This is a genomic window from Streptomyces sp. NBC_01261 (assembly GCF_036226385.1).
Lineage (GTDB): Bacteria > Actinomycetota > Actinomycetes > Streptomycetales > Streptomycetaceae > Streptomyces.
This window is the reverse complement of sequence record NZ_CP108463.1, coordinates 9,346,195-9,362,299: the sequence shown is the minus strand read 5'-3', so window position 1 is coordinate 9,362,299 and position 16,105 is coordinate 9,346,195. Positions and strand designations below refer to the sequence as shown.

Sequence of the window (16,105 nt, the reverse complement as noted above, 5' to 3'; positions counted from 1 at the left end):
GGGGGCCGGCGATCGTGACCTGGCCCGGCGCCACGGGGCGCCGCGCCAGGTCCTCCTGCCTGGGGCTGTCAGTCCAGGTTGGGTGGGGCGGCCATGTTCACTCCGCTCCAGTGTTCGGCGAGCATGCCATCCCGGATTTTGAAGGCGTTGTAGATGAGGAAGGTGAATTTGCTGGTCGGATCGTCCAGCTCCGGTTGAGGCCGGTCGGCCACGTAGATGAGCATGTCTCCTTCGGCCATCAGGATCGTGGGTGGCCGGAGCAGTTCCGGCTGTACCGGACGGGGCCCGTCGGGGAACAGCATGTTCACGAACATGTCGAATCCGGTGCGCCCGGGCGGGAACTGCGGGTAGTGATGCTGGTAGTCCTCGGCGAAGAAGTCCTTGATCGCCGCCGGGTTCTCGGCGTCGAAGACGTATCGGTAGGAATCAATGACGAGGCGCTTGTTGGCCTCTATTTGTTCCTTGCTCACCGGCGGGCCCGGGTCGATCAGTTGGTGCGCCTTCGGCCTCGCTCGCTGCCATGTCAGGGGGGCAATCTTGTTGTCGCTGGACCAGTGCTCCACGACCTGCCCGTCCTGGAACCGGTACGTGTCGAAGGCGTAGCAGTCGTAACTGGCCGCCAGGTTCTCCGGCTCCGGTTGGGGCACGTAGTAACAGGTCGTCACCAGGTCGTCCTCGGCCAGGATGAACTCCGGCTCCAGCTCCCGGTGGAATTCACCGGCGGCCTGCTTGTTGCGCTCCAGTTGGTCGCGTGTGGTGCGATCGGTCATAGTCACAACACCTTCGTTGCGGGGGTCGGATCTCTGATGGAAGAATTCAGCAAGCACATGTCGCCGCCCCGACGTCGAGGGTCTCGATGAGGGGTGCACCAGACGTTGCGAAAGATCCACAACGGTTTGGCGGATCGATCCGGCTTTTCTCCGGCCGTCATGCCTGCGGGGTGCTTTCCCTCAGCCGCTTACGGGTTCGCCGCGAAGTACTGCTGGGAGTACATCGCGGCCATTTTGTCTTCATTGACGAGGAGGTTCGTGCGGGTTATCGAGTAGTCGCGGTAGTAGCGGTTCATGCGTGAGCCTTTACGCCCGCCCTCGCTGGTGCTCGATGCCTGGTACAGCAGATCCACCGCTTCCCAGCCCAGGTTGAGGGCCTGCTGCCGGGCCAGGCCGAACTCGATCCCCTCCGCAAAGGTGTATTTCTTGACTCCGTCCGTCACCTCTTGGCAATCTCGCATCACCTGCTCGCTCAGAGCCACCAAGAGGCTTTCGGCCGCGGCGACCCGGCCACTGGCCAGGCCGAACCAGCGCTGCTGGTCCTGATCGGTGTGGAGGGGCGCGGGAGGTCCGGGCGGGGAGCCGGGCAACGGCGTGGCGAACGCCATCTTGGTGCGCAGGAGGCGCTCGTGCTCGTCGAGCGCGGCACGTGCGGTGCCGACCAGCACCGCCGTGATCTCCAGGGGCCACACCACGAACGCCTTCGCGGTGTACAACGGATTGCCGTGCAACTGGTATCCGAGGGTTTCGACCTCGGAGGTGAACGCGATCTGGGCATCGACAACGAAATGATCAGGTATCACGGCCCCGTCGACCCGGATGCTGTCCGATCCGCTGCCGCCCATGCCGAAGGCGCGGCCCCGCCAGTCGCCGAGGGACGTCCAGTCAGCGCGGGGTACGAGCGCGAGCTTGATCTGCGGTAGACCGTCGGAGCCGTCCACCATGCGCACCATGAGCATCGCATGCGACGCGTACGACGATCCGGAACAGTAGTCCCAGGTTCCCTCGATACGCCACCCGTCGTCCACCCGTTCCGCGGTGCCGTGCGGAATACCGCGCAACGGCGCGCCGAAGTCGCCGTTCGGGGAGAGCGCCTCGATCTGCGCCGACTCGGAGAACCAACTCCCCAGTTGCAGCGCGTGCCCGGACGCCAGTGCAAGGCACCAGGCGCTGCTCGGGCATCCGCGAGCGATCTCCATGATCGTGCGGACGAACGTGGGAAGGCCGAACTCATAGCCACCGAAACGGCGGGGCAGGAAAGTGCGATAGAAGCCCGCCTCGCGGAACAGCTCGTGGGTTTCCTGGGAATAGGTCCCGCGCTCCTCGGTCGCCGCCTGCTCCTCCAAGAGGTACGGCCGCAGTTCGCGGGCCCGGCGGATGAGGTCCTCCGGTAGCAGGTCCGGCTCCGGCGGCGCGATCTTGACATCTGTGTTAGTCGTCATCGTTCTCCTCGTGCTTACATCTCGATGGCAGGGGGACCACACACCTTGCGTGTCCGCTCCCACTGATCCGTTCCGCCGGCCGCGCGGTATGGGTCGATCACACTCGGACCCCGCGTGCTCAGCAAGGCAACCGCAACCGCGTTCCTCTATGTGGAACTCCGTGGGCGAACGACCGCGAGCACGGGTGTGCCGCCTGGCGTGACACCCGCCGGTGACGGAACCAGAACGTGGACGAAACGACGGACTACCCGGTCCCCCGACCGCCAGGACCGCTGCGGAATCAGACGGATCCGTCGTGCGGCAACTGCGGCGCCGGGAGTCGGCTGCTGTACAGCAGCCATTGCAGGCGGGAGGCCGCGCCGACGAGTGGGCGCACTACCTGCAGGACCTCTGAGTCCGTGCCCAGACGAGGGGCGTAGGCGGCGACGCTGATGGCTGCGACCGAGTCACCGCTCGCCGTCATGATCGGCACGCCCACCGAGTTGACCACGGGCTCGCTCTCGCCGACAGACGTGGCCCACCCGCGTGTTCGCACCATGCGCAACTCATGCAGGAACTCGTCCCACTCGGTGATCGTGCGTTCGGTGACCGGAGTGAGGTCCCGCCCGGGATAGCGGCGGGCCAACTCGTCCGAAGAACAGAACGCGAGCATCGCCTTGCCGCCGGCGACGGAGTGCGCCGGGCGCACCTGGCCCAGCCGCGAGCCGAGCGGCTGGACGCCGTGTCCTTCGAACGACGCGAACCGCACCGAACGACCTTCGAGAACCCCGATACTGGTGGTGAGGTCCAGCTCGGTGCGCAGCTCGGTCAGGATCGGCGCGACCACATCGTGGATGGCCACGGCCGAGGACATCCGCAGAGGCACCTCGTACAGTGCGGGGCCTGCGACGTAGCGACCGCCGGAGTGCTCCTGGCGCACGTAGCCGGTGGCCACGCAGTTGGCCAGGACGCGGTGTGCGGTCGACCGGGCCACCTGAAGCTCGCTCGCCAGTTCGGTGACCGCGACACCACCACGTTGCGCGACGAGCTGAACGGCCCTAAGGGTCATCTGCGCGGAGTTCACTCCGGTTCCGCTCCGATCAGGCGTCGTCGTCCAAAGCTCTGTGGGTGCCGAACCTCCGCGCGTAGTAGGTCAAGGGCGCGCCGTCGCAGTGGTCGGCGTGCAGCACCTTGCCCAGCAGCACCACGTGGTCCCCGCCCTCGACCATCGACTCGACCTCACATGCCAGCCAGCCGAGCGCGGTCGGCAGCCGCGGCAGTGCGTGGTCAAGCGTCCATCGCGTGTCCGCGAACTTGGCGGCTCCGCCCTTGCGGGCGAAGCGCAGGGCGACGTCGGAGTGCGTCGAACCCAGCACGTTGACGCCGATGCGGCCGGACAGGCGCACGATGCTGAGCAGTTCGCTCGTCCGGTCCAGGGAGACGAGCACCATCGGGGGAGCCACTGACAGGGACATGAACGCGCTGACCGTCGTGCCGTGCGGCACTCCCCCCTGGATTCCCGTCACGACCGTCACCGGTGAGGCGACTCCGGCCATGACGTCGCGGAACGTCCGCGACAGGGAGTCGAGATCGGAAGGGCTCGTCGCGGAAGGGGTCGTCATCACATCGCCTCCGGGTGAGCGTGTTCAAACTCGGTATCGACCTGCATGGCGGGACCTGCGTCCGCGCGGCGAGCGCCTCCGCCGCACGGACTCCTGGGAAGACGCCGGACTGGGACCGAGCACGAGGGCAGTCCGTGCGTCAGGATCCGGGCCGAGGGACTGCGGCTGCTGACGCCCTTTCGCCACGGCCGATGCCCACGCCCGAACGGGGAAGACGTCGAGCCCCTGTCGTCGGGCCCTGCCTCATGCCCGGGCGAGTTCGGTCCGGCAGGCCCGACAGGGATCAGGCCCACGCTCACCGCGATGAGCGTGGGGGCTGTTCCGCCGGGCAGGCAGGCGATGGCGCTCGCCAGCGGCTGCCCCGGGCTCGTCGACAGGGACTTCTTCACCGGGAACGCACTCCCCTGGGGGGCTCGGCTGATCCTCGCCCGACCCGGCGGAGAAAGCCGTCGATGCGATCGTTCGCCTGATCCGCGAGCGGGATGGGGAAGCCCGTGAAGGCATGCGTGCCGCCGGGATAGACGGCCAGCTCGGCCGGGCTGCCGGCTGCGAGCCAGCGGACATGCATGAACAACGAGTCGTCCAGGAACGGATCCAGGGTGCCCACTGTGAACAACGCCGCCGGGAGATCCCGCAGATCCGCGAACAGGGGCGACAGATCCGGATCCTGGCGTTGTTCGCTCCGGGGCGCGACCGCACCGGTACACGCCTGGATGATGTCGGTGGAAACCGGTATCGCGTCGACGCCCAGCAGCGTCTGGCTCGGGGTCATCGAGAGGTCATAGTTCCCGAAGACCAGATTCGCCGCCTGGAACCCGGTGGACCCGCGCCGCTCACGCAGCCGGACCAGGACGGAGGCCGCGAGAGTCGCACCCGCCGACTCGCCGCCGATCGCGAGCGCGTCGGTGCCGAACTCCGACCGGGCGTTATCGATGAGCCACAACGCCGCGGATTCGGCGTCGTCCCATGCCGCAGGGTGAGGGTGCGCGGGTGCCAGCCGGTAGTCCACGTCGATGCAGGCGAGGTCGGTGTTCCGCGCGATCCGCTCCAGCAGTTGGTCCGACTGCGCCGCGCTGCCCCCGACGAAACCCCCGCCGTGGAAGTGCAGGTAGACGCCCTTGGGCCGGTCGGGAGCGATCACCCGCAGAGCCAGTTCGTGACCACCCTGTCCCGTGATCCGGATGACGCGCGCACGCTCCGAAGGCTCCACGGGAGGCATCGGAGGACCACCGCCCGCCCCAGGACCGGGCACATCCTTCAGCAGCTCCCGGAACTCCTGGTTGAACTTAGCCGTCTCGGGCGTGATCGCATCCGCTCGGAACAACGTCACGTCGAGCCCGTTCTCCTGGTCCGGTCCGGGCGTCGTCACCGGGACCCCTCGCCGCCGGCGACCGCCGAGGATTCCGTGGCGTCCACGTCGATGCTGCTGGGCGCGGGCCAGCTCTTGATCTCCGGCACGCAGTGCTCGGCGAAACACCGCATGTTGCGCACCGACTCGTCGTTGGGCATCCCGCCGAAGAACAGCTGCGGGAACAGCCCCTGCGGCTGGTTCTGGTCCCGCACCTCCTCCAGACGCTTCAGCACCTGGTCCGGTGTGCCCGCGATGATCTGCGAGACGAAGCCGTCCACCGCCCGCTCGACGTCCTCATCGGTCTCCATCGGCGGCATGGGCCCAAAGGCGGGACGGCCGCGCTGCTCGTAGTGCCAGATGCCGACGCGGAGCGAGTTGCCGCCGTACTGGCGGGCGATCTCCTGCGCGCGGTCCGCGCTCTCGTCGACGACGACGACGCTCGATGCGAAAGGTGCCGGAGGCTGGCTGTCGGGGCCCTGCGATTCCCGCCATGCTTCCAGGTAGGCGTCCTTCGGAAAACCGCCTGGGGGCAGCGGGAACGGAAGCGTGCTGGTCACCAGCTGTCCCATACCCAGTTTGCCCGCCTGCTGCTGAGAACTGGGTGAGCCGAAGGCCCCGAACAACCGGCCTTCGAAGGAGTGGCTCGGCCGGGGGCGCAGCTCCACCCGCGGCTGTTGGAAGAGCTCACCGCCCTCCATAACACCCGTCCGCAGTCCCTGCACGACGAGCTCCAGCATCTCGTCGTAGCGCTCTCGCGACGTTGCCTGGTCGATCCGCAGCCCCCGGTACTCCCGCGGCGCCATGCCCCGCCCGAATCCGATGATCGCGCGACCGTTGGACACGTGGTCGAGCAGAATGATCTGCTCGGCCACCCGGACCGGATCGTGCCAGGGCAGGACGAGCACCTGGGTGCCGAGCCGGATCCGCCGGGTGCGGCCGGCGAGGTAGGACAGGTACATCAGGGGGTCCGGCGCGAGGGAGTGGCGGGTGAAGTGGTGCTCAGTGATCCACACTGAGTCCAGGCCCAACTCCTCCGCGAGCACCCACCGCTCAAGCTCCTCGCGTACGAACTGCTTGTCCGAGAAGTCGGCCTCCTCGCAATCCAGACCGTAATGCTGAACTCCTGTGGCCATTCCGACGTGCATAGTGATTCCTCCAGGAAATTGGTTGACGTTCACGGGATCTGAAAGCTCAAAATGAGCAGAATGAGAGCCAGGCCGAAAAGAAGGAGTGTGAGTCGCTGCTCAGCCGAGCAATTCGGTAATGGCACGGCGCATCGCCATATCGGCCGCGAGACGTTTGAGGTCGGGTTCCTCATCGGGCATCGAGGCGAGGATCGCCTCCCGCCGGAGCTCGATCTGCGCCTTGTTCATGCGTTCGGTGAAAACGTAGGGTTCGTCGTGACGGATGGCGTGCAATACCTGTCGACCGACGTCCAACGGATCTCTACCGAAGGCGAGCATGCCCTTCACCATGTCGGGATCCATGCCGATGCCGTGAGGCCCGAGTTCGGCACCGGCTCCGCGGTATCGCTCCGGTCGCATGTCGGCGTGATCGTGAATATTCGTATTGACCGCCGCAGGGCAGAGCACCGTGACGCCGATACCCTCGGCTGACAAGTCCTCGCGCAGACATTCCATCATCGCGACGACACCGAATTTGGTGGTCGAATAAACACCGCCGTGACTGGCCACCGCGATACCGCCGGACGAGGCCGTAGCCATCACATGGCCGGCCTCCCCGTGCGCTCGGATGCGCGGCAGGACGGTGGTGACACCGTTGATCACCCCACCGAGATTGACGCCCAGCAACCAGTCCCAGTCTTCATAGGTCGCCTGTGCGATGGAGGTGAGGACGCCGATTCCCGCGTTGTTGCACAACACGTGGATCCGGGAGAAGACCCGCTCGGCCTCATCAGCCGCACGGGACCAGGCCTCGCGATCGGCCACGTCCAGTTTGACCAGGTGAAACTCCGATCCCGATCGCGCCAGAGTCTCCTCGGCCGCCGCCAGATGGTCGTCCCTGATATCCGCGACGACTACTTTCATGCCCGCTTGGCAAAAAGCCTTCGCCATGCCGATGCCTATGCCGGACGCGCCACCGGTGATGAACGCGACCTTCCCGGAGAAGTCCCGCACCTCAGGCCCCTCTCCCGGCCGGACCGCGATTTCCGGTTCGCCCCTCCAACATGTAGACCGCGCCGTCCATGCCGGGCGGCGGTCCGCCGCCCGGCATCGCCATCGCTCGATCGGGTGCGGCGTCACAGGCCACGAGCAGGGGCTCGAAATACCGTGCGATCTCGTCGCCGAACTCGGCGTGGGTAAGCACGTACATATCGTTGCGGCGGACCCCCTCAAGCACACGCCGCCCGAGCTCGAACGCATCCATCCCTGCGTCCATCGGCGGGCCGCCCTCCCCGTTCGCCGGGAATTGGGGGCGGCTCCCCCAGGTGTCGGTGCGCGTCAGTCCGGGACAGAGGACCGACACGCCGATGCCGGAATCGAGCAGCTCGGCGCGCAGCGCCTCCATCATGCCCAGCACCCCGCGCTTGGCCACCGAGTAGATCCCGGAGTTGCTCAAGGGTGTCAGCGCCGCCATCGACGCCGTGGAGATGATGTGTCCGCCCTGGCCGTGCGCGAGCATCCTGCCCAGGAAGGTCTGCACACCGTTGACCACCCCTCCCAGGTCGACCCCGAGGACTCGGTCCCAGTCGTCATAGTTCGCTTCGGCGATACGTCCGAACGCGCTGATCCCTGCGTTGTTCGCCAGGAGGTGGACATGCCCGAACATACGTTCGGCCTCATCCGCCGCCTGCAGCCAACCGGCACGATCGGTGACGTCCAGACGGATGAAGTGAAAGGAGTGGCCGGTCGGGCTCAGGAACTCACGGGCGTGGCCCAGATGATCCTCGCGGGCGTCAGTGACGACGACCTTCATCCCGCTTTCCGCGAACGCTTGCGCCATCCCGAGACCGATGCCACTGCCCGCTCCGGTGATGAGCGCCACCTTGCCTGCAACATCCCTCATCTGTGCATGACCTCCTCGCCAAGCGCCTCACCGTGTCCTGCATATTCGGACAGCCATGCCGCGTTGCAGGACAAGTGAAGCCGAGGAAGTCGGAGTCGTCAAGCGTCGATACCCATGCCACGGGACAGCACCGTCCCGTACAACGGTCGCTATGCTGAGCACGTGACGTCCAACAGTTCAGATGTGGAACCCGCCTCGCGGGACGGCGGCGACGCCGGAATCAAGATCATCGGACGCGCCGTGGCGGTGCTCCGGGCGCTCGCCGGAGAAAGGGAGGGACTCAGCCTCTCCCAACTCGCCGAAAACACCGGGCTGCCGCGCTCGACGGTTCACCGACTGGTCTCCGCCATGGAGGTCGAGGGTGTGCTCGTCGCCGCGTCAACCACCGGTCGCGTACGTATCGGTCCCGAGCTGGTGCGGGTGGCCGAAGCCGGCCGACCTGATGTCCGTGCACATCTCAGACCAGCGATGGAGCATCTCGCCCAGACACTTGGGGAAACCGTCGACCTCGCGGTCATGGAACCCGGACGACTGCGGATCATCGATTCAATCGAGGGCCAACACCTCCTGCGTGCCGTGTCGGTGGTGGGAACCACCATTCCGCTGCACTGCACGGCCAACGGCAAAGCCCTCCTCGCCAAGTTGAGCGACGCCGAGGTCGCGCGCGTCCTACCTGCCCGACTGACGCGCTTCACACCGGCGACGATCACGCACCGGGCGGCATTTCTGGACGAACTCGCGAAGGTTCGGCGTACCGGTATCGCCTTCGATCGGGAAGAAAGCACTCCCGGGATCTCCGCCAGCGCCATCGCTGTCCAGGATCCGTACGGCACTCTGGCAGCGCTGGGTGTCCCGATGCCCACCATTCGCTTCCAGGACCGCGAGCGAGACATCACCACCGCGCTCAACACTGCACGCGAGCAGGCCGTGTCCTTGTCCTCGGTCGACATGCTGTCCGAAACCGACTCAGGCAGCGCACAGAGCCCCCCGTGACGGGGAGCGGCACCGCAAACACCGACCCATCACCCGCCCATCGCAGTGGGCCGCGCCCAGGTGAACTCGCCAGATCCCACAGCGCCTTGACATCGATTGCGACCGCTTCCTCGTCGGGGACGCCGATCGCTGCGACAGCATGTTCGCCGCAGCAGCGGTCCGATCGTCTGCCCCGCCCCTACGACGCGACGGCCCCGTCAAGACCCCCTCACCCTCCGGCACTCCAACCCGCCGTTACTCGCCATCTCTCGGCTGCCGCAGTCCGCGCAGGTCGAGATCCAACCCGAAAGAGAACTCGTCCTCCGACGACACCGGCGAGGGGGCGACCGCTGCCGTCACGGAGAAGCGGGGAGGGCCCACCTCGCGGAAGCCGGCAGACGCCGACGCGTCGTCCCGGTCCGTGCTGCCCCGCCCCTTGAGCCGGATCGCGAAGCGCATGACGTAGTACCGAGAATCGCACAGGCGCGTGCTGCCGTCCGAGGCGGGAAACCGCCGCCGAACAAAACCGCGGCGCAGCCTTCGCGCAGCATCGCGATGACCAAATATTGCACTTTCTGCAAAGTATGCATATTGAGAAAATATGCACAGACTGCAATCATGGAGTGCATGACTCGTAGGAAAGAAGGACTGCGTGAGCGCAGGCGCCGTGAAACGCGGCAGGAGATCCGGGCCGCCGCACTGCGCTTGGCGACAGAACACGGCTTCGACAAGGTCACCGTAGAGATGATCACCACTGAGGCCGACGTCTCTCATCGCACCTTCTTCAACTACTTCCCGAACAAGGAGGCGGCCGTCGTCCAGGCGCCTCCGAAGCTGCCGGACGACGAGGTCGAGGCCTTCACCGCCGCCGGCCCCGCGCACCCCCGCGAAGTCCTGGCGGAACTGACCGCGCTGCTCTTGCGGGACATGGCCGAGCAGCCACCACAGCGAGACGAGTTCTCCGCCACCTTCTCGCTGGCCCGCGAGTACCCACCCGTACTGGCCGCGCTGTTGGCGAGCTTCGGGGCGTTCGAGCAGTACTTGGCCGAAACCGTGGCAACACGCACGGGGGAACGGCCGCAGGACGAGTCACCTCGCCTGATCGCCGCCCTGGCGATGACCGCCCTCAGGACCGGTATGGAGAGCTGGGTTGCCGACGGCCCCAAGGAGCAGGACGACAGCCCGATGCCGCACGTGGAGCGCGTGATGGCCTTGCTGCGCTCCCTCCTCGGCTCCTGACCCCGGGATGGCTCCTCGTCGGTTCCCCATGCCTCGGCCGCCAGCACGACATCACCCCTCTGGAGCATCTTGTGACCGACCCCTCCCCCACTACGAAGGCAGAGCAGCCTGACTCCTCGGCCCTGCCCCAGCGCTTCGGCCTGCTGTTCGCCAGCCTGATGACGACCATGCTGCTCGCCTCTCTCGACCAGACGATCGTCTCCACCGCACTGCCCACCGTCGTCGGCGAACTGCACGGCCTGGACCACATGGCGTGGGTCACCACCGCTTACATCATGGCCGCCACGATCGGCATGCCCCTGTACGGCCGTTTCGGGGATCTGATCGGCCGTAAGGCACTCCTCCTCGGCGGCATCGGTGTTTTCATCGCCGGATCGATACTCGCCGGAGCCGCGTCCAGCATGACCATGCTGATCATCGGTCGAGCTGTTCAAGGGCTGGGCGGCGGCGGTCTGATGATCACTTCTCAGGCGATCATCGCCGAGCTCGTTCCACCGCGGGAACGTGCGCGGTTCATGGCCCCGCTCGGCGCGGTGTTCGGCCTCTCCTCCGTGGGCGGGCCGCTTCTCGGCGGCTGGTTCACCGACACCGTCTCCTGGCGGTGGTGCTTCTGGATCAATCTGCCGGTGGGCGCCGCCGCCCTCGCGGTATGCGCCTTCGCCCTACGCACGCCGCGCAAGTCCGGCAAGGTCACCATCGACTATCTCGGCATCACCCTGATGGCCGTCGCCGTCGCCGCCACGGTGCTGGTGGCGGACTGGGGCGGCAACCAATACGGCTGGACGGACCCGCTGGTCCTCGGCCTGGCCGTCGGCGCCGTCGTTGCCTGGATTCTGTTCTTCTCCTCGCAGAGCCGCGCCGCGGAGCCGATCGTCCCGTTGTGGCTGTTCCGCAGCCGGATCTTCAACATCGCCACGCTGACGGGCCTGATCGTGGTCGGCGTCGGAATGTTCGTGGTCGTCGCCTATCTGCCCACCTACCTGCAGATGGTGTACGGCGTCTCCGCAACCGAGTCCGGCCTGCTGCTCGTCCCCATGATCCTCGGCCTCATGGGCACCGCCATCCCCTCCGGGCTGTTGATCAGTCGAACCGGACGCTACAAGATCTACCCGATCATCGGCTCACTTCTGGTGACCATCACCGCCGTACTGCTGTCCACGATGGACGTCGACACTCCAGTGACGGTGGTCTCCGGATACACCTTCCTGCTGGGCGCCGGCGTCGGCCTGGTCATACAGAACCTGGTCCTGGCCGTGCAGAACGCGTTCCCCACAAGCGCGGTAGGCACAGCCACTTCCGCCAACAACTTCTTCCGCGAGATCGGCGCCACGATCGGCACAGCGGTCGTCGGAGCGGCCTTCGCCCAACGGCTCACGGACCAGCTCTCCGCCCGGCTGGCGAGTAGCTCCGTCAGTGGCCTGGGCGACAGCAACTCCCTCACACCTTCACTGGTGCACTCGCTGCCGGAACAGCTCCAGGACTCCGTGATCGACGCATACCAGCACGCACTGACCCCGATCTTCGGGTACGTAGCCGCCCTGTTGGTCGTCGGCGTCCTGCTGGCCCTCGCCCTCCCGCAGAAGGAACTCGCCCTCACCAACTCCGACATGAGCGCCAGCCTCTCGGCCGCCCCACCGCAGTCACAAGAAAGCGACAGGACGGCCACCCGCACCTAACACCTCCGCCGGTCCGTAGGCCGGTCGAGAGCCGACCCATCGCCGCAACCCGATGGTCCGGCCCGCACCGTCGAAGTCACCAACCACGAACAGGGCTTGGCCACGCAGGCTCTCGGCGGGTGTACCAACGCCTCAAACCACCTGGCTCGCCGGACCCGCGACGGGCGGCGGCCACGGCGCGTCGATGTCTCCCTCGGCACCTTCGGGCACTCGGCCCAGCGGCTCCTCGGTGCTGGCATGACCGGCACGATCGCGCGCTCCGTGCTGGGTGTCGTCCACGTTCCGCCGACGAAGAAGGTGTCGTAACGCAGCTCCATCATCAGCCACTTTCACCGTGAAGGGATCCGCTCAGCCGGGCTGGCAGCGGGATGTGCAGTCGATGGGAGCCATGTGCTCATCGGGGACGGCGAACGCGTTGTGCGCGGGCGTGAAGGGAAGTCTCCGGTGGACACCCTGGGAGGCCCACGACGAGGCGGGCCGCCGACGAGGGGACCGGCCCCGCAGTCCAAAGATGCGACGGCCTGCTATACGGCCGGTACCGAATTCCCCCGACCCTTTCTTCACCAGGTTCCCGGGGTTGACGTACTTGCAGCGCAGCCCACCAATAGTTGTAATGGCACGAACTGTCGTATCGTGAATGCGCGGCCGTGTCCCGACGACGACACACGGCAAGGAGGCGCTCCATGTCTCATACCGCAGCGCTACCAGTCCAGGCTGTCGACTCGTTCGCCAATCTCGGCTGGCCCGCCAGCGGCTGGCACGCGGCGGCGCGCAGCGAGGAGCTGGGGCCGCGGACCCTGGCCCGGACGACCGACCCCGAACGTCGTACACCACGGGCGGTCGCGCCATGACGCGTGCGACCACCCGGCTCTCCCCGTGGCCGGCCCGCTACCCTGCCGCTCACGTAGGCGTCGCAGCCGGCGAGCGCGGGACAGAAGGGTGTGGGGCAGTGGTACCCGGTCCGGCAGGCACGATCCCGGACGAGGCGGTCTTCGCCGCGGGCGGTCTGGTGCGCACGGCGCAGCAGGTCCACAACCGACTGTGGCAGGAACTGGTGCCCGACGGGTACACCTCGCCGCAGTTCGCCGTACTGCATCGCCTGCGGATGCGTCCGGGTATCGACCAGCGCACCCTCTGCGAGGCGCTGAGCCTGGACAAGGCCACCGTCGCGGAGCTCGTGACCCGGATGGATCAGGCAGGCCTGGTCGCCCGCGAGCGGGCCGCCGACGACGCCCGCCGCAATGCGCTCCGGCTCACCGACGAGGGCAGAGCCGCGTTTCTGGATCTGGCCCCGTGGGTCGCCCAGGTACAACTGCATCTCAGCGCGGCTCTGAGCCCGGAGGAGGCCGGCCGGTTCCTGCACCTCATGCGGACGGTCGCCGGTGTCGCTCCCGGCGCCTGGATCTCCACAGCACCCGCGGTGGTGCTGATCGGCCTGCCCGCCGACCCCTCGCACATCCCCGGACACCTGATCCGGGTCGCCCAGCAGCAGCACACCCGGTACTGGACGGATGCCGTGGGCACACGACTGACCTCTCCGCAGTACGGCGTGCTCTACCGGCTCGCCCGTGAGCCGGGCATAGACCAAACGACACTCGCCGCGCGCGTGGCCCTGGCCAAGGCGCCGACGGGGGAGATCGTCAGGCGACTCGTCTCTCGCGGTGAGGTGCGGCGCACGACGGACCCGCACGACGGTCGTCGCAAGCTGCTCACCCTGACGGACGAAGGACTCCAGGTGCTGTACAAGGTGATGCCCGCCGTCCTGGACGTCCAGCGCAGGCTGACGCAGGACCTTCGAGCGGACGAACTCGACGAACTGCTCGGCCTGCTCGGACGAATGAGCCAGGCATAGGGCTCTGAGCGGGAGCGGGGTGCGACCCTTCTCCTCAATTAGTCACTGCACGAACTATATGGCGGTCTCCTTCGTTTTCCCACAAGGACCGTAAGAGACCAAGGAAAGAGGAGCGAAAATGGCAACACGTCGTTTCGACGCACCCGACGACGCCTCCCTGAACACCTTTTACGATGACATCGCGGACAAGGACCTCCAGCCTCTGTGGGAGCTGAGCGGACTGCTCACCCCTGCCCCGAAGGTCCAGGCCGTGCCCTACCGCTGGCGCGGCGAGGAACTGCGCGAGCTGGGCGAGCGGGCCGGCGAGCTGGTCCCCATCGACCGGGGCGGCGACCGCAGGGTGCTGTCGCTGAGCAACCCCGGACTCGGCGGCGCTCCCTATGCGACCGCCACGCTGTGGGGCGCCGTGCAGTACCTCGGCCCCGGCGAGACCGCCCCCGCCCACCGCCACACACCGGCCGCGCTGCGCTTCGTACTGGACGGCGAGGGCGTGTGGACACTGGTTAACGGCGACCCGCTGCACATGTCCGCCGGAGACCTGATCCTCACCCCGAGCTGGACCTGGCACGAGCACCACAACCCCGGTGACACGCCGATGACCTGGTTCGACGCGCTGGACCTGCCACTCGTCGAGGCGTTGGACGCGATGTTCTTCGAACCGGGCGAAGGACGTCCGGCCCCGTCGGGGACCGCCGAACGCTCCACGTCGGAGATCCGGTTCGGCGGCGGGCCGGGCCTGCTGCCCGGCGGTGCCTCCGCGCCCGCCCCTGCCCACTCCCCGCTGCTGCGCTACCAGTGGGCGGACACCGACCGGGCCCTCGCAGGGCAGCTCGCAGAGGCGGGCACGGGCGCCGAGCGGACAGGGCACGCGCACGTCCGCTTCGCCGATCCCACTAATGGGCGGGACGTGATGCCCACCATGCGGTGCGAGATGCACCGCTATCTGCCCGGGCACACCGCCCCGGCAGAGCGGCACACCGGTTCGGCGCTGGTCGCGGTTTTCCGCGGCGCGGGCGCCGTCGAGTTGGACGGCGTCCTGCACTCCCTCGCCCCCGGCGATCTGGTCGCGATCCCCTCGTGGACCTCTGTACGTGTGCTCGCGGACGAGCCAATGGACCTCTTCTCGGTCAGCGACACCCCCGTCCTGGAGGCCCTGGCCCTGTACCGGACCGAGACCAGGGGCGACTGAGCCACCTCTCCCCCACGCCCACCGCTGACCAGCCAGGAGACCCCATGCGCATCGCACGCTTCGACGACGACCGTATTGGCGTCGTCGTCCACGACCGCGTCCTCGACGTCACCGACCAGATCACCGCTCAACTCGCCGCGTCCCCGTACCGGGCCCCCCACAGCCTCACCCGGAGGCTGATCACTCACTTCACCGCGGTACGGCCGCTGCTGGAGAAGCTGGTCGCCGAACTGGGCCAGGGTGTGGGACGTCCGCTGGACGACGTCCGGCTGCTGGCCCCCGTCACCGACCCGACGAAAATCGTCGCGGCGCCGGTGAACTACCGCGACCACCAGTCCGAGATGAACGTCGCCTCCCATATCAGCGCGCTCGGCTTCTTCCTCAAGTCGCCGTCCTCGATCCTCGACCCCGGTGGCACGGTCCGCCTGCCCTACACGGACCGGCGCTTCGACCACGAGGCGGAGTTCGCGCTCATCGTCGGCCGCCGCGCCAGCCACATCACCCCGGAAGTGGCCCTGGACCATGTCTTCGGCTACACGGGCCTGATGGACATCACCATGCGTGGCGGCGAGGACCGCTCCACCCGCAAGTCCTTCGACACCTTCACCCCGCTGGGGCCGTGGATCGTCACCCCGGACGAACTCGGCTCGCCCGAGGACGTGGAGCTGGAGCTGACCGTCAACGGCGAGCTTCGGCAGAAGGCCAACACCCGGGACCTGATCTGGTCGGCGGCGCGCTTCCTCGCGTACGCCTCCACCGTCACCGTGCTGGAGCCCGGTGACGTGGTCACGACGGGCACCCCTGCCGGCGTCGCCCCGATCGCGGACGGCGACAGTGTCGAGCTGACCGTGGGTGGCATCGGGCGCCTGTCCGTGGAAGTGACCAGCGAGGGCGCTGTGCCCTGCCCGACCGGAGGGGCGAGCCGCGGGCCCGTGCCGCCGCCTGCCCCCGAGCGCAGCAAGTGACCTGCGACCTCTGAGGCTTAC

17 protein-coding genes are annotated in these 16,105 nt (G+C 67.5%); 8 read left to right on the top strand and 9 right to left on the bottom strand.

Annotated features, from left to right (window positions below; all coding sequences use genetic code 11):
* Nucleotides 1-68: 68 nt before the first annotated feature.
* The 8 genes from OG226_RS41630 to OG226_RS41595 all read right to left on the bottom strand — a co-directional run bounded on the left by OG226_RS41630 (nt 69) and on the right by OG226_RS41595 (nt 8,191).
* Entirely contained in the window at nt 69-770 is a 702-nt protein-coding gene (locus OG226_RS41630; protein ID WP_329351956.1) for a hypothetical protein, read from the bottom strand.
* Nucleotides 771-958: 188 nt separating this feature from the next.
* Entirely contained in the window at nt 959-2,116 is a 1,158-nt protein-coding gene (locus tag OG226_RS41625; RefSeq protein ID WP_329351955.1) for a hypothetical protein, read from the bottom strand.
* Nucleotides 2,117-2,492: 376 nt separating this feature from the next.
* Complete coding sequence (locus OG226_RS41620) at nt 2,493-3,275, bottom strand: IclR family transcriptional regulator (protein ID WP_329351954.1); 783 nt, start codon at nt 3,273-3,275, stop codon at nt 2,493-2,495.
* A 16-nt stretch (nt 3,276-3,291) separates the two neighbouring features.
* On the bottom strand, nt 3,292-3,813 hold the full coding sequence (locus tag OG226_RS41615; RefSeq protein ID WP_329351953.1) for a flavin reductase family protein: 522 nt from the start codon (nt 3,811-3,813) through the stop codon (nt 3,292-3,294).
* A 385-nt stretch (nt 3,814-4,198) separates the two neighbouring features.
* Nucleotides 4,199-5,182, bottom strand: a complete 984-nt coding sequence (locus OG226_RS41610) for an alpha/beta hydrolase (RefSeq protein ID WP_329351952.1) — start codon at nt 5,180-5,182, stop codon at nt 4,199-4,201.
* On the bottom strand, nt 5,179-6,297 hold the full coding sequence (locus tag OG226_RS41605; protein WP_329351951.1) for an LLM class flavin-dependent oxidoreductase: 1,119 nt from the start codon (nt 6,295-6,297) through the stop codon (nt 5,179-5,181). The genes OG226_RS41610 and OG226_RS41605 overlap by 4 nt, the downstream gene beginning before the upstream one ends.
* Nucleotides 6,298-6,408: 111 nt before the next feature.
* On the bottom strand, nt 6,409-7,302 hold the full coding sequence (locus tag OG226_RS41600) for an SDR family NAD(P)-dependent oxidoreductase (protein WP_329351950.1): 894 nt from the start codon (nt 7,300-7,302) through the stop codon (nt 6,409-6,411).
* A gap of 1 nt (nt 7,303) precedes the next feature.
* The gene (locus OG226_RS41595) at nt 7,304-8,191 is read right to left on the bottom strand and encodes an SDR family NAD(P)-dependent oxidoreductase (RefSeq protein ID WP_329351949.1); all 888 of its coding nucleotides are present in this window, start codon (nt 8,189-8,191) and stop codon (nt 7,304-7,306) included.
* Between the two features lie 162 nt (nt 8,192-8,353).
* Here OG226_RS41595 and OG226_RS41590 point away from each other — a divergent pair, with 162 nt between their 5' ends.
* Nucleotides 8,354-9,184 carry an IclR family transcriptional regulator gene (locus OG226_RS41590; protein WP_329351948.1) on the top strand — a complete coding sequence of 277 codons (831 nt, stop codon included), beginning with the start codon at nt 8,354-8,356 and terminating at the stop codon, nt 9,182-9,184.
* Nucleotides 9,185-9,418: 234 nt separating this feature from the next.
* Here OG226_RS41590 and OG226_RS41585 read toward each other — a convergent pair whose 3' ends face one another.
* Nucleotides 9,419-9,622, bottom strand: a complete 204-nt coding sequence (locus OG226_RS41585) for a hypothetical protein (RefSeq protein WP_329351945.1) — start codon at nt 9,620-9,622, stop codon at nt 9,419-9,421.
* Nucleotides 9,623-9,790: 168 nt separating this feature from the next.
* Between OG226_RS41585 and OG226_RS41580 the strand changes: the two genes are divergently transcribed.
* From OG226_RS41580 to OG226_RS41550, 7 genes are all read left to right on the top strand, one after another.
* Nucleotides 9,791-10,402 carry a TetR/AcrR family transcriptional regulator gene (locus OG226_RS41580; RefSeq protein WP_329351944.1) on the top strand — a complete coding sequence of 204 codons (612 nt, stop codon included), beginning with the start codon at nt 9,791-9,793 and terminating at the stop codon, nt 10,400-10,402.
* 71 nt (nt 10,403-10,473) lie between these two features.
* Nucleotides 10,474-12,078: an MDR family MFS transporter gene (locus OG226_RS41575; RefSeq protein ID WP_329351942.1), complete on the top strand. Its 1,605-nt coding sequence runs from the start codon at nt 10,474-10,476 to the stop codon at nt 12,076-12,078.
* A gap of 96 nt (nt 12,079-12,174) precedes the next feature.
* Entirely contained in the window at nt 12,175-12,384 is a 210-nt protein-coding gene (locus tag OG226_RS41570) for a hypothetical protein (protein ID WP_329351941.1), read from the top strand.
* Between the two features lie 377 nt (nt 12,385-12,761).
* Nucleotides 12,762-12,929, top strand: a complete 168-nt coding sequence (locus tag OG226_RS41565; protein ID WP_329351939.1) for a hypothetical protein — start codon at nt 12,762-12,764, stop codon at nt 12,927-12,929.
* 98 nt (nt 12,930-13,027) lie between these two features.
* Complete coding sequence (locus OG226_RS41560; RefSeq protein WP_329351937.1) at nt 13,028-13,930, top strand: MarR family winged helix-turn-helix transcriptional regulator; 903 nt, start codon at nt 13,028-13,030, stop codon at nt 13,928-13,930.
* 118 nt (nt 13,931-14,048) lie between these two features.
* Nucleotides 14,049-15,119 (top strand): cupin domain-containing protein, encoded by a 1,071-nt coding sequence (locus OG226_RS41555; protein WP_329351935.1) that lies wholly within the window; start codon nt 14,049-14,051, stop codon nt 15,117-15,119.
* A 44-nt stretch (nt 15,120-15,163) separates the two neighbouring features.
* Complete coding sequence (locus OG226_RS41550) at nt 15,164-16,084, top strand: fumarylacetoacetate hydrolase family protein (RefSeq protein WP_329351933.1); 921 nt, start codon at nt 15,164-15,166, stop codon at nt 16,082-16,084.
* Nucleotides 16,085-16,105: the final 21 nt, after the last annotated feature.

Coding starts and splice junctions, on each gene's coding strand:
- OG226_RS41565 (WP_329351939.1), top strand. CDS start 12,762: ATGTCTCATACCGCAGCGCTACCAGTCCAGGCTGTCGACTCGTTCGCC.
- OG226_RS41580 (WP_329351944.1), top strand. CDS start 9,791: ATGACTCGTAGGAAAGAAGGACTGCGTGAGCGCAGGCGCCGTGAAACG.
- OG226_RS41550 (WP_329351933.1), top strand. CDS start 15,164: ATGCGCATCGCACGCTTCGACGACGACCGTATTGGCGTCGTCGTCCAC.
- OG226_RS41555 (WP_329351935.1), top strand. CDS start 14,049: ATGGCAACACGTCGTTTCGACGCACCCGACGACGCCTCCCTGAACACC.
- OG226_RS41605 (WP_329351951.1), bottom strand. CDS start 6,297: ATGGCCACAGGAGTTCAGCATTACGGTCTGGATTGCGAGGAGGCCGAC.
- OG226_RS41630 (WP_329351956.1), bottom strand. CDS start 770: ATGACCGATCGCACCACACGCGACCAACTGGAGCGCAACAAGCAGGCC.
- OG226_RS41585 (WP_329351945.1), bottom strand. CDS start 9,622: ATGCGCTTCGCGATCCGGCTCAAGGGGCGGGGCAGCACGGACCGGGAC.
- OG226_RS41595 (WP_329351949.1), bottom strand. CDS start 8,191: ATGAGGGATGTTGCAGGCAAGGTGGCGCTCATCACCGGAGCGGGCAGT.
- OG226_RS41615 (WP_329351953.1), bottom strand. CDS start 3,813: ATGACGACCCCTTCCGCGACGAGCCCTTCCGATCTCGACTCCCTGTCG.